Consider the following 11735-nt stretch of genomic DNA (forward strand, 5'->3'; position numbering starts at 1 on the left):
CACCTCGTTCATGCGCACCCGGGAAGGCCACGGAACCGCAACGGCTATCCCTGACAGCAACCAACAGCCCTATTGCCCTCCGGGCACGCTGTTGGGGGCCGGGACACGATGCCGATCGGGGTTCCCGGCCCCCGCGGGATACCGCAGGCGGTATCACCGATCGAGACGTCGACGTTCCTCTTTATACCTTTTCTGTGACAATCAGCTACTCATTCAGGCATTCGAAAGCCTCCGGATCGGAAAAAAGACGGATCTTCCGGCAGCGAAGCCCGGTGCTCCGGTCTCTCCCCCGGATGCCGACCACAGGCGGAGTGCGCGTATTCCGGGTGGGGCCGACCCCTTGTCATCACCGGAGGTCCATCCGCATGAACCTCGTATACGCGACGGCGAAGAAGACGACGGGATAGAGGGTCAGTGCTACAACGCTCGACCAGATCCTGCCGAGCGTATCCTCAAGGGTAGTTCCCTGGTAACTGTGAATCCTCTGGATGAGAGTGTTGATCGCCATCTGCGGTGAGAGGAGGTTGACGGCGCTCTCGACCATCCTCGTCTGTTCGAGGTGCGCCGTAATCTCAGCCTGGTATCCTTCCGATCGGGTATCCCCTCCGTATGCGGCGGGGTCGGGCTTCTCCATCATGAGCGCCGTGCCGATATTTGTGGTGACGAAGGGGATCAGGAACGTGATGAGGATGAAGACGGCCAGCGAGAGGAGCAGAGCACTGCCGCTCTCCCGGCAGAGGGTGGAGAACGCAAGCGCGATGGAGAAGAACGTCACGAGGAAGAGGAGGGTGACGCCGGCATAGGTCAGGATCATCCAGAGGTCGTCCGGGGAGGGTACGATAGAGCAGACGAGGAGATAGGCGGTGGAGAGAGCGAGCACGCTCCCGACGATGAGGACCAGCAGCGCGATGCCGCCCAGCGCTTTCCCGTTGATGATCTCGTCCCGGAAGACCGGACGGGCGAGGAGAGTTTTGAGCGACCGGGACTCCTTCTCCTTTGAGACCAGGTCAAACCCAATGGCGAGAGCAAGGATGCCGCCGTAGGAGACCAGCGTGAGAAACATCGAGGAATAAATGCCCTCGACCGGCGGTGCGACGGGAGGCATCATTCGTTCCGGTCCGTCATCTGCCGTCTCCATTGCGATCAGATCTTCGGTATACCTCGTCAGGTCTCCCTGGTACCTCTCGATCCCGCCGTACGTCCCCACCAAGGTAAGGCCCAGAAACAGGGCGAGAACGACCAGGTAGTGCCAGCCCGTGATGTGGTCGGCGAACTCCTTTTGTGCCACGATGAAAACGCGCTCTGTCGTCATGTGATCCCCCTGAGAGTCCGGTCCGTCCCGAACGGGCCTGCGTTCCGATCCGATGTATGCGGTGGCGTCATTGCTCATCCTACCGAATGTTTGCCGCAGCGATCTGAAATTCACCCTTCCCCGCCTCTTCTGCGGCGAAAGAGACAGACAGGGTCTTTGTACCACCCCGGTCCAGGGTGACGGATTCGCTGTACGGCCTGCCTGCGGCGTCGCGGACGGTCAGGGTGAACGAGGCTCGGGCGGGATCGAAGAGACCGTAGTTCCGGTTGGTGCAGGTCACCGTAAACGTGTTCCAGCCGAGCCCGGTCACGACATCCGCACCCAACCGTCACCTAGATCGTCATTCTCATTCTGACAGTTCACCGTGAACGTGTTCCACCCTGCTGGGACCTGAACTGAGCCCGCACCACTTATCCACACGGAGTCTGCCTCGCCGTCGGCGTGTATATGCCCAAGGTTCTCTGTTGCAAGGGGCGTCACGATTGATTCCGCACTCACCGCCAGCACATAGACCGCGCTGACGACCAGCAGCGCCACAAAGAGGGCGCCAATTCCGGAAGAGAGTCTTGCATTCATGGTTCGCCCCTGAAGCACGCCCGGACGAGATAGAGCGAGGCGGCGATAAAGACAATACCAAGACCGATGCTGACATAGTCGAGCGGGTGCGCCCGGAGGAGAGGTATCCACCAGTAGTCGGACGGGATGGCCATCCCCCGCGCACCCAAGCTCACGAACAGCATCCCAACCGCTACGGAGAGCAGCGCCGAGATGAAGGCGCGGACCCTCGGGTAAGGTATGCCAAAGAGACCGTTTCCCCAGAACTTTTCAGAAAATGTGCGCATTGTCATCATCTCATCTGAAATTTTAGTTCTCAAAAAGGGTTTGTTTTTAGGTTAGCTGGGCATGTTGTATCTAGACCAGATTTGCTGTCAGGTTGTAGGTCCACTGGACAGTCGCGCTCGCACCAGGCGGCCGCCTCTCTTCGCAGGCTCCATAGATTGACTGCGTCCCTTCATAATCTCCAACCCAGTCGACCGCATACTTCCCGGCGCTTCCCACCTGGCATTCACCTGGCTTCGGCCTGATCTTGTCCTGATGGAGCACGAAGTCCTTGCTAATGCTGCACCCTACACCCTTATACTCGGCTCCGAGACCTACCGTCACAGTATCTTCGTTCCCGATGAGATCTGAGTCAGGGGAATAAATTAACAGGTTAGATGTCGAATCTTCGAATTTTATCCGGTTCCAGAAGTTTTTGAGGTTCGAATCATCGCCCATCCAGACATCTTCGCGATTCTGTGCTGCGCTCCACTGCCACCAGTAATAATGATCTCTGCCCTGTTCATCGGTCACATCTAACTTATAGAGACTCAGCACGTTGTCAGAACTTGCCATAACAACCCCGTCATCATTTTTAGCTTCCAAATGCTCATTCCAAGCCGTCACATACTGGAGATTCCGTGTTATATCCGGCAAGCCAGAAGAACTCTGAACAAATCTGTCAATATGCGATTTTAGTGCAGTAACATTTTCCGATCCGTATTTTTGCTCCATTTTCTTGGAATAAGCTACAAATTCCTCTTTTGACATTCCTGGGGTTTCAGGGGTTATTCGCAACGTTTTTTGAGCAGAAGCGATCTGATCATAATTCGTATCTCCCTCACCCACAAGAGAATCATTCTCCTGTGTTGCGCTCACCGCCGGCACGAAGATTGCGCCGACGACCAGCAGTGCCGCGAACAGGGCACTGATTCCGGAAAGATCTTTTGTTTTCATGGTTCCATACCTCCTTTCATATGTGCCCCGGGAGACCACGGAACCGTAACGGCTATCCCTTCTGGGGGCCAACAGCCCTATTGCCCTCCGGGCACACTGTGGGGGCCGGGACACGACGCCAATCGAGCTTCCCGGCCCCCGCGGGATACCGCACGCGGTATCGCCGATGGAGACTTCGTTGTTCTCCCATATACCTTTTCTGTGACAAAACCCTAATCGTCGGAGCGCTCGAAGGCTCCGGAACGGAGGAGACCGGCGGAACCGCCGGCATTGCAGCCCGGGACCGCGCACCTCCCCGGATAACCGGCGGCAGGAAAAGTGCGCGCGTTTCGGGCCGACCGACCGCATGCTGTCACCGGATATCCGTCCACATGAGCCGCGTGTATGCGATGGAAGAGAAAAAGTGGGATAGAGGAGCAGCGCCGAAATGCTCGACCAGATCCTGACTCTTTTTCCACGCCTCAACCTGTCCCGGTTCCCCCAACGTTTGCTCTCTCACATCCATCCTGCCTCCTCTCTCGCCACCCTGAGTGCGTAATCGATAATGTTCCAGTCGATCAGAACCGTCCTGTTGTGCATTGTGGTGCCGTTCAGCGCCTCGGTTTCGGGTGTGAGATTGCGCACCCATACCCAGATCTCCGTGGGCGATACCGCGAAACTCGATATCTGCAATTCAGGATGGTCCTTCTGGAATTGGAGCAATTCAGCCACAACTCGCTCTCTTTCTTTCTCATACTCGAGATCATGGATGACCGTAAAGGTCCAGCCGGCGACCTGCTTGCCCTGAACGGCATCCACGTCGTTCTTCTCCGGTATGGAGTACGCATAGATGGTGGCCTGTTTGTTCAGGGGATCAAGCTCCCACTTTCGTATACCCCCGATCTCCACAAATCGCGCGATGTTTTCCATTTCCTCTTTCACTTCATCCGGTAACTCGTCTGGCGTCATATTCGCCTCTTTCAGCGCTCGCCTCACGGCTGCAGGCACATACTGTTCCTGAACGACGTTAAAGGTCCAGCCGGCGACCTCTCTGCCCTGAACGGCCTGCACCTCTTGTTCATGCTCGGCATCCCGGGAAAAGTACGTATAGACGATGACCCGGTTGTTCTGGGGATCAAGCTCCCACTTCCGTACGCCTCCAATCTGCACGGTTTTTCCCATTTCCTCTTTCACTTCGTCCGGCAACTCATCCAGCGTCATATTCGCCGCATCCAGCGCCCGCCTCACGAATGAGGGCACATAGGGTTCCCAGATAATGGTAAAGGTCCAATCGCCGACCCGCCTGCCCTGAACAACACTCAACTCTTTTTCATGCTCTTCATTCAGGGCGGGGGACGCATAGATGACGACCTGCTTGTTCTGGGAATCAAACTCCCACGTTCGGATAATATCTTCAAACTGCACGGTGTTTTTCAGTTCTTCGGTTACGTCGCCGGGCAACTCCTCCGGCGTCATATTCGCCTCTTTCAGCACTCGCTCCACGGTGCTCGACCGATACCAGGATGCCTGGATCTCCTGGGCACGCTCCAAGATCTCTTTCGATGTCATGTTCCTAACCTCCGGTACTTCTTCAGATCCCTCGTTCGGCGTTTCATTCCGGCTTATATTCCCGGGCAGGTTCGACTCTGTCGGCGACCCTTCCGGCGTCACGTTCCCGATCTCTGGACGGGTGTCCCCGTCCGGAAGGTGCACGGCTACGATCAGCGCTCCTGCGCAACAGACGACTCCGATTGCGACAACAGCGGCGATGATTCGTGCAACGGACCTTGCCATTCTTCCTCTCACTCCGAGGTGATGGCGCCGTTTTCACCAATCAGAAATACCGCTATAGGTGACTCTGGCTTATAGTCGGGGAGAGCACAGGTCATCACTCCGGTTATCTCGTAGATCGTCACCTTCGTATCCTCGGTTTTTGTCCCGTAGGGCATCTGCCAGTTCCCGGGCCTGATATCCAGGTTGCCAAACTGGTAGAACTTCCAGCTGGAGAACTCCTTCATCTTGCCTCCCAAAAACTCGGCGCAGACCGCATGGCTGAGTCCTTGTTCGCTATTCTTGACAAACGTCAGGTAGAAGTCCAGGTCGAAGGTCCCCTCGATGTAGCAGTGCTCGGGGCAACCTTCCCTCTCCATCCAGTAGCAGCCCGCCAGTGTCTGGAGATGTGCGAGGCATTTCCGGGTCCGGGCATACCGCATCATCATGTTCTCCTGGCATTCGGCGCTGTACCAGGACCCCGAACCGCCCCCGCAGTCGGGAAGCCCGTGGCGGGAATAACCGATCATGAAGGGCAGGTACACGCCTGCCGACAAGTGGCAGTCCCCATCCTGGGGGACGTGCCGGTGAGCGGCAGAGGTTTGAGTGTCAGCCTGATATGTGGGCTTTTCTTTCTGTTTCATGTGTGTTCCTCCATTTTTTTGGAAGGTACCCGGAGGAACACGGAACCGCAACGGCTATCCCCGATGGGAGCCAACAGCCCTAATGCCCTCCGGGCACATTGTGGGAGCCGGGGTACGATGGCAATCGAACTTCCCGGCCCCCGCGGGATACTACCGTTCAGACATCCACGCTGTTCTATCTGAATGGAACCCGTGCCTCTCATCTCTATAACTCCCGCACGATCGGTGCGACCAGGTCCCGGAACTCCCTGCGATCACGCGATGTGTCCCAGACACCGGTTTCATTCTCCGCCCGTGTGATGATCATCGTCTCCGGCCGGTCCTCGAGATCCAGAAAGAATATTGCCTCGTTTACAATGATCTCCTTCGGCGATCCGTCGACGATGTAACTCGTCTCGCATGTTGTTGAAACCGGGAAATGCATCGCGACGTAGGTGGCGTTCCGTTTCATGGCGTCCAGTTCCTCCCGGGAGAACCCTGTCTTATACTGGGCAGAGATACACCGGATCTGCTCACGGCACTCCGCTTCGAGGGCAGAATATCGCGGGTCTTCCGGATAGAGGAGGGTACTCCCGCCCCCGCGAGCGTGGACTTCAATGAACGAAATCTTCTCCCGGGGGGCGTCCGTCGGCCGGGCCGTCTGGTTCTCCGGGACCGTTTCCGGCAGCACCGGTGCGGCAACCAGGATCAGTGCAGCTGCGGCGGCACAGGCGATGACAATATACAAGATCTTCTTCATGGACTTGCTCCAAAAAAGGAAAGGAGGCCGGGAGCGGTCACTTGACCGCCGGGATCTCCTCCCTGAACTCGGGAGACGCAGGGACGTAGCGGACGAAAGTGGTCTCCTCCCCGGTCTCGTCCTGCACCTTGCCCGTGAAGATGTAGACCGGGACAAGATGGGAGGGCTCCCTCGTCGCCGTGGCCTCGTAGTAGCCGAGTTCGATCCCGGCGATATCCGCGCTCCGGCCCTCCGCCACTCCGGCGGCTTTCAACTCTTCAAGTGCCTCCTCCGGCGTTACGATCGCCACCTCCTTCTCCGGGGCGTAGTCCCTCCAGAGTCTGTAGACGTTCAGGATATCCCCGCCGCCGCCGATCTCGACCGTCAGTTTCGAACCGACAACCGGCCGGCCGTCGATCGTGCGGGAGTAGGAGACCGAAATCTCCTCGTAGGCGGTGCCGATCCTCTCGCCCTTCTCGTTGTATCTCGCGATCTCTTGATGATCGACGCCGGACGGCGTTGCATCGGGGGGCAGCAGCCCCGTCTTCTCCAGGTACTCCGTCGCGAGCCGAACCGCTTCATCGTCCGAGGGGAGGGTCTCCGGCAGATCCTTGTCGTTCGGGTTCATCCAGCGGGGGATATCGATCAGGACGACGCGCCCCGACTTCAGATGAACCTCCAGCGAGTAGGGGTCGTCGGAGAGCACCAGTTGATCCTGAGATTCGCGTACCGTCCCTTCGAGGCCCATCTTCTCCGCCATCGAGGAGACGAGTTCCGTCGTGACCTCCGGCTTCACCACCCGATACAGGACAACCGCTTCAGGAGTCGACGGGAACGCAACGGAGACGGTGCAGGTGAGGTTTGCGGCACCCGCCGATTTCATGCCGCCCGGCAGGTCGGAATGGTTCCCCGGAAGAGGATCGGCAGGCGTGCGGCCGTCTCCGAGAAGCAGGGGTATGCCGGCGGCGCAGATGACTCCCAGCAGCGCCAGGATACCAATACTTACCCAGATCAGTTTTGTGTTCATAGGATCACCTCAGCACTGATACTTGCTGTAGAGGAACGACGTTCCGGGCGCCCCCTGGCTCCCGTGGCCGTAGACATAGTCGGACCAGCATCTGTCGCGGGCAAGGGCCGCCGCATACGTGGTCGAAGGTTCGGTGTCTTTCGCCGCCACGAACCACGCCGTGGTGATCGGCTGGACGGTCCACGTGCCGACCAGCCGGTGTACGAAGACGGAACCCCTGTCCGTGACATCGTAACAATTCGTATGGAACCCGGTCATCGAGTGCAGGCCATCGAATGCGCTGTACCAGTTTGTGTGCCGGTCTTCACGCAGAACACGGCAGGCGTCGAGAGTGATCCAGTCCATCTGCGTATTTCCCCACAAAGCGTCGTTGTAATGCAGTTTGAAATCGTCCTGGCTGGTACCAAACGCAAATCCTGAACCGTCATCGTATCCGTGGCCTGAAAAAAACGCGAAATGCGCCTTATCCGCGTAAATATAATCTATACCGTTCCCGGACTTGCTTGGATCTTTCCAGTGTCTTTCCAGGGCCTGACCATCGCCATAGATATAGTTGCCCCACCAGGATGAGTCACCACCGAGCTGGTAGTAAAACCCCTGCGCGTTTTCATCATTGTGGTCCAGGTCTCTAAAATCCGGGTTACTGCTGTAATTGTTCACCCACTCTGCGTAACAGTAATAATACGCGCCCGCAGGCCCCACCACGGCGCTTGCCAGCAGCACGCCTACGAGTAGAGGGAGGAGCCGTATCTTGACTTTTTGTTTCATTCATTCTACCTCCAAATTCACGTGCCGGAAAAAAGCAGAACCGCAACGGCTATCCCCGATGGGAGCCAACAGCCCTAATGTCCTCCGGGCACAGTATGGGAGTCCGGGTACAGTCCCCACGACCGGGCCGGACTCCCGTGGGATACCGCGTGCGGCTTCCCCGATCGAGACGTCGACGTTCCTCCATATACCTTTTCTGTGCCAAACCCCTAATCGTCAGAGCGCCTGAAGGCTCCGGAACGGTGGAGACCGGCGGAACCGCCGGCATTTCAGCCTGGGGCCGCGGGATTTCCCCCAGGATGCCTGCGAGAGATGGCGTGCACGCGTTCTTTGCTGGCCGACCGCCTGGTCGTCACCGGATATCTATCCGCATGAACTTCACGTATGCAGCGGCGAAGAATACGCACGGCAGCGTGACGAGTGCAACGATGTTCGCCCATATTCTATCGAGAATTTCGTCCAGGCCAGGCTGTGTCTCCGGCGGCCCCTCGGTGAACGAGTAGGGATTGTTGTCCATAGTCATGGCGATCTTCGGGTTGGTGACGGCCGTTGCGGCCTTCTGGTAGTTGACGTTCGGGGAGAGCAGCGAGATCAGCGACGACGCCGCGGCCCGCTTCTCCCAGTACGACTGCATCTCCCGCTCGTACTGCTTGAATTCTTCCGGATCGACATTCATCGCGGTGTACGGAGTTTCCTGGGCCCCGGCTGGCTGTTCGGGAGGCGGACCGGCAATCGTCTCGGCGGCCGTCCATCCGAAGATCGGTATCGCCGACGCGATGAGCAGAAAGACGATCAGCGTAAAGATAAGGGCCGTTCCGCTGTCCGGCGCGACGGTGGACATCAGGAGAGCCAGCGAGAAGTAGGTCAGAACAAATATCGTAGAGACCACGGCGAAGACCAGGATCGCACCCAGTTCGTCCATGGTGGGTACGATGCCCATAACGAGGAGGATGGCGACCGATACCGCGACCGTCGCACCGAGAGCGATTGCCAGGGCCAGAGCGCTGCCGAGTGCTTTTCCGTTCACGACCTCGTCCCGGTAGACCGGGTGAGAGAGGAGAATCTTGAGCGACCGGGTCTCTTTCTCTTTCGAGACGAGGTCGAACCCCATGGCGATGCCGAGGAAGACCCCGAACATCACGAAGTAGTCGGCCATCTTCGTGAATACCAGCAGGGGCGACGGTTTCTCGGGCATATACCCCGGGGCGTCGGAGGAGACGGACTGCATCCGTTGTGCGTATGATGCGAGCATATCGCCGTACTGTTCCGCGCCGTCGTGGACGCCGATCGCGGAAATGATCAGGAACAGCGCAAATATGCTGAGGAAGCGCCGGCTGGTCACCTGGTCGACGAACTCTTTCTGCAGCACGACGAAGAGGCCGGACGTCACGGGCCGCCGCCTCCGCCCGTATGTCTCGTCCCGGATGGCGGGGACCGGGTTTTCGGGGCGGCCCCGCATATCATCGGAGGATACCGGATTGTTGTCATTTTTCATTCCTGAGTCGGATTATTATCGCAGGTCGATCCGCATGAACCGTGCATAGGCGACGGCGAGGAAGATCGCCGGGAACGCAACGAGACCGACGATATTCTGCCAGAACCGGCCCAGCACATCTTCGAGACCGGGTTTTTCCGCAACGGCTCCCCCGTCCCCGTCCCCGCCGCCGGAATGGAGGGACGTCAGCATCTGCACCATCGTCTCATAGTTGCCGTTGGGGCTGAGCGCCAGAATGGTGTTCTTGACGCCGTTGTACGCCGCGTAGCGGCTGCTCCGCTCCTCCAGGTACTGCTGCACCTCGTCCGGCGTGGGGTTGTCGCCGGGCCACGCCGGCGCCGGGTAGGAGCTGGCGGCGGAGTTTGCCGCATCTTCTGCAGCGACGGGCACAATCACCGAGAAGAGGATGAAGACCGCCATCGTCCAGGCGAGCGCCCGGCCGCCGTCTTCGCTGAACGCAGAGAAGGCAACGGCGACGCCGAAGTATGCGAGCAGGTAGAAGACCAGGGCGCCCCAGTAGAGCGCCATGATCGCCGCATCGTACGGCGTGACGGTAAGCCCGGCGACGAGCGCCCCGGCCAGCACCAGGAGGTACGGCACGGCGGATGCGAAGACCAGCACGGCGGTGCCGCCCACGGCCTTGCCGGTGATGACTTCGTCGCGATAGACCGGACGGGAGAGGAGCGTCCGGAGCGACCGGGTCGTACGTTCTCCCGAGATGAGGTCGAACCCCACGGCAATCGCAAGCAGCGGGCTGAAGAGGAGGAACGAGCGCCCCATGGTCCCGAGGATGATCCGCAGCACCGGCCACGGGGGCGGAGAGGACACGAGCGGCGATGTAGTGAGGTGTTCGGAGTGCGCCGTCATCTCCAGAATGGCCAGATACTGCTCCATCTGGTGCGTGTAGCTGGCAAAGCCTTGCTCCAGGGCAAAGAGAGTCAGGATGCCGAGGAGCGCGAGCACCAGGAGGAACGTCCGGTCGGTGAGGTGGTCGGCAAACTCCTTTCGCGCGATGATCGCCACACGGGAGAGGTCGATTCTCATCGGCGCATCACCGGACATCCATCCTCTGGAACGCCAGGTAGGCTATCCCGAAGAGCACGAACGGCGCCGTGAAGAGCACCAGCGCGTTCTGCCAGAACCGCGCGAGGGCGTCCGTCGGGTGTGCGGTCCCGTCGTAGGGGAGGTGCGCTATGCGCCCTTCGAGGAACTGGTAGGCGGTGAGCCGCGGTTCAAGGGCGCTCTTTGCAACCAGTTCGTAGTTCCACTGCGGGGAAAAGGCCGTTACGACGCTGTTCAGCAGGTCGAGCCGGGTCTGGTAGTCTCCCCGCTCGTCGGGGCTCGTGCCCAGAGGGGAACCCCCGACAACGACGTCCTTTGCAACCGCGCCCGCCGTCGGGACAAGGGCGGTAAAGATGAAGAACGCCACCAGCGCGCACAGGAACGCCTTCCCGGTCCGGGGGACCACCGTCGAGATCGTCAGGGCGAGGCTGAAGTAGAACGCCAGGAACGCAACCGTTGCGAGCGCAAAGAGCAGGATCGAGACCAGGGCGTCGGTGTCGGGCACGATCCCGTCGACGAGGAGGATTCCCAGCGAGACGGCAAGCCCGGCGAAGACGAGCGTCGCCAGGGCGAGAAGTCCCCCCAGCGCCTTGCCGGTGATGATCTCGTCCCGGAAGACCGGCCGGACGAGGAGCAGTTTGAGCGAACCGCTCTGCCGCTCCCGCGAGACGAGGTCGAACCCCATGGCGATCGCCAGGATCGCCCCGGTGGTCGAGAGCGCACCGGGGAGACGGGAGTAGACGTCCGCGGCGCTCGGCGGGCTGGAACCGAACTCATCGACGATACCCCCGGGGTGGACGACGGGACCGGCGGCGTATGCCTCGGCCGTCGCGTGGTAGCCGCCGAGACCCTCCTGGAACGGGAGGAGGCAGACCACGACGAGCAGGGCCGCAAAGACGAGAAACGTCCGGCTCGTCAGGTGGTCGGTAAGTTCCTTGCGGGCCACCGTCAGGAGGCCGCTTTCGGCCGACCGGTTGTTCCGGATTGGAGAGGTTTTGTCACCGTTCATGGTCTCGCGCTCTGGGGGGGGCGGAGGGGCCGCAGGTTACGGGAAGCAGCGGCCCCGCACCAGACCCGCCGGTCGTCACATTATGGCACTATGGTCCAGCCGTCCTGATTAAACCAACTCTTCGATACAACGCCGTTCTCGACCAATGCACGGTAACTCCGGGCCTGATACTGTC

General features: G+C 59.5%; 13 protein-coding genes. All 13 read right to left on the minus strand.

Going from position 1 to position 11735, the window contains the following annotated elements:
- Nucleotides 1-346 precede the first annotated feature (346 nt).
- Nucleotides 347-1312, minus strand: a complete 966-nt coding sequence (locus BRA42_RS01585; protein WP_342772064.1) for an ABC transporter permease subunit — start codon at nt 1310-1312, stop codon at nt 347-349.
- 79 nt (nt 1313-1391) lie between these two features.
- Nucleotides 1392-1622 carry a hypothetical protein gene (locus BRA42_RS01590; protein ID WP_292408152.1) on the minus strand — a complete coding sequence of 77 codons (231 nt, stop codon included), beginning with the start codon at nt 1620-1622 and terminating at the stop codon, nt 1392-1394.
- Nucleotides 1619-1888 carry a hypothetical protein gene (locus BRA42_RS01595; RefSeq protein WP_292408149.1) on the minus strand — a complete coding sequence of 90 codons (270 nt, stop codon included), beginning with the start codon at nt 1886-1888 and terminating at the stop codon, nt 1619-1621. The genes BRA42_RS01590 and BRA42_RS01595 overlap by 4 nt, the downstream gene beginning before the upstream one ends.
- A complete protein-coding gene (locus tag BRA42_RS01600) occupies nt 1885-2154 on the minus strand; it encodes a hypothetical protein (protein WP_292408146.1) in 270 nt (89 codons plus the stop codon). Before BRA42_RS01600 ends, BRA42_RS01595 begins: the two co-directional genes overlap by 4 nt.
- 70 nt (nt 2155-2224) lie before the next feature.
- Nucleotides 2225-3088, minus strand: coding sequence for a hypothetical protein (locus tag BRA42_RS01605; RefSeq protein WP_292408142.1), 864 nt, complete (start codon nt 3086-3088; stop codon nt 2225-2227).
- A 495-nt stretch (nt 3089-3583) separates the two neighbouring features.
- Entirely contained in the window at nt 3584-4873 is a 1290-nt protein-coding gene (locus BRA42_RS01610) for a hypothetical protein (RefSeq protein ID WP_342772065.1), read from the minus strand.
- A complete protein-coding gene (locus tag BRA42_RS01615) occupies nt 4870-5481 on the minus strand; it encodes a hypothetical protein (RefSeq protein WP_292408136.1) in 612 nt (203 codons plus the stop codon). Before BRA42_RS01615 ends, BRA42_RS01610 begins: the two co-directional genes overlap by 4 nt.
- A gap of 205 nt (nt 5482-5686) precedes the next feature.
- On the minus strand, nt 5687-6220 hold the full coding sequence (locus tag BRA42_RS01620) for a hypothetical protein (protein WP_292408134.1): 534 nt from the start codon (nt 6218-6220) through the stop codon (nt 5687-5689).
- A 37-nt stretch (nt 6221-6257) separates the two neighbouring features.
- Complete coding sequence (locus BRA42_RS01625) at nt 6258-7226, minus strand: hypothetical protein (protein ID WP_292408131.1); 969 nt, start codon at nt 7224-7226, stop codon at nt 6258-6260.
- A gap of 9 nt (nt 7227-7235) precedes the next feature.
- Nucleotides 7236-7994, minus strand: coding sequence for a DUF6345 domain-containing protein (locus tag BRA42_RS01630; RefSeq protein WP_292408130.1), 759 nt, complete (start codon nt 7992-7994; stop codon nt 7236-7238).
- 352 nt (nt 7995-8346) lie between these two features.
- Nucleotides 8347-9489: an ABC transporter permease gene (locus tag BRA42_RS01635; RefSeq protein WP_342685859.1), complete on the minus strand. Its 1143-nt coding sequence runs from the start codon at nt 9487-9489 to the stop codon at nt 8347-8349.
- Nucleotides 9490-9504: 15 nt separating this feature from the next.
- Nucleotides 9505-10533 (minus strand): ABC transporter permease, encoded by a 1029-nt coding sequence (locus BRA42_RS01640; RefSeq protein ID WP_342771209.1) that lies wholly within the window; start codon nt 10531-10533, stop codon nt 9505-9507.
- Nucleotides 10534-10540: 7 nt separating this feature from the next.
- On the minus strand, nt 10541-11560 hold the full coding sequence (locus tag BRA42_RS01645; protein ID WP_342770645.1) for an ABC transporter permease subunit: 1020 nt from the start codon (nt 11558-11560) through the stop codon (nt 10541-10543).
- Between the last annotated feature and the right edge of the window lie 175 nt (nt 11561-11735).

It is taken from the genome of Methanoculleus sp. UBA374 (genome assembly GCA_002508705.1).
In the GTDB taxonomy this organism is placed as follows: Archaea; Halobacteriota; Methanomicrobia; order Methanomicrobiales; family Methanoculleaceae; genus Methanoculleus; species Methanoculleus palmolei.

Excerpts from the sequence above, each read along its gene's own strand:
- BRA42_RS01585 (WP_342772064.1), bottom strand. The coding sequence starts at position 1,312 with ATGACGACAGAGCGCGTTTTCATCGTGGCACAAAAGGAGTTCGCCGAC.
- BRA42_RS01595 (WP_292408149.1), bottom strand. The coding sequence starts at position 1,888 with ATGAATGCAAGACTCTCTTCCGGAATTGGCGCCCTCTTTGTGGCGCTG.
- BRA42_RS01600 (WP_292408146.1), bottom strand. The coding sequence starts at position 2,154 with ATGCGCACATTTTCTGAAAAGTTCTGGGGAAACGGTCTCTTTGGCATA.
- BRA42_RS01605 (WP_292408142.1), bottom strand. The coding sequence starts at position 3,088 with ATGAAAACAAAAGATCTTTCCGGAATCAGTGCCCTGTTCGCGGCACTG.
- BRA42_RS01615 (WP_292408136.1), bottom strand. The coding sequence starts at position 5,481 with ATGAAACAGAAAGAAAAGCCCACATATCAGGCTGACACTCAAACCTCT.
- BRA42_RS01620 (WP_292408134.1), bottom strand. The coding sequence starts at position 6,220 with ATGAAGAAGATCTTGTATATTGTCATCGCCTGTGCCGCCGCAGCTGCA.
- BRA42_RS01625 (WP_292408131.1), bottom strand. The coding sequence starts at position 7,226 with ATGAACACAAAACTGATCTGGGTAAGTATTGGTATCCTGGCGCTGCTG.
- BRA42_RS01630 (WP_292408130.1), bottom strand. The coding sequence starts at position 7,994 with ATGAAACAAAAAGTCAAGATACGGCTCCTCCCTCTACTCGTAGGCGTG.
- BRA42_RS01635 (WP_342685859.1), bottom strand. The coding sequence starts at position 9,489 with ATGAAAAATGACAACAATCCGGTATCCTCCGATGATATGCGGGGCCGC.
- BRA42_RS01640 (WP_342771209.1), bottom strand. The coding sequence starts at position 10,533 with ATGAGAATCGACCTCTCCCGTGTGGCGATCATCGCGCGAAAGGAGTTT.
- BRA42_RS01645 (WP_342770645.1), bottom strand. The coding sequence starts at position 11,560 with ATGAACGGTGACAAAACCTCTCCAATCCGGAACAACCGGTCGGCCGAA.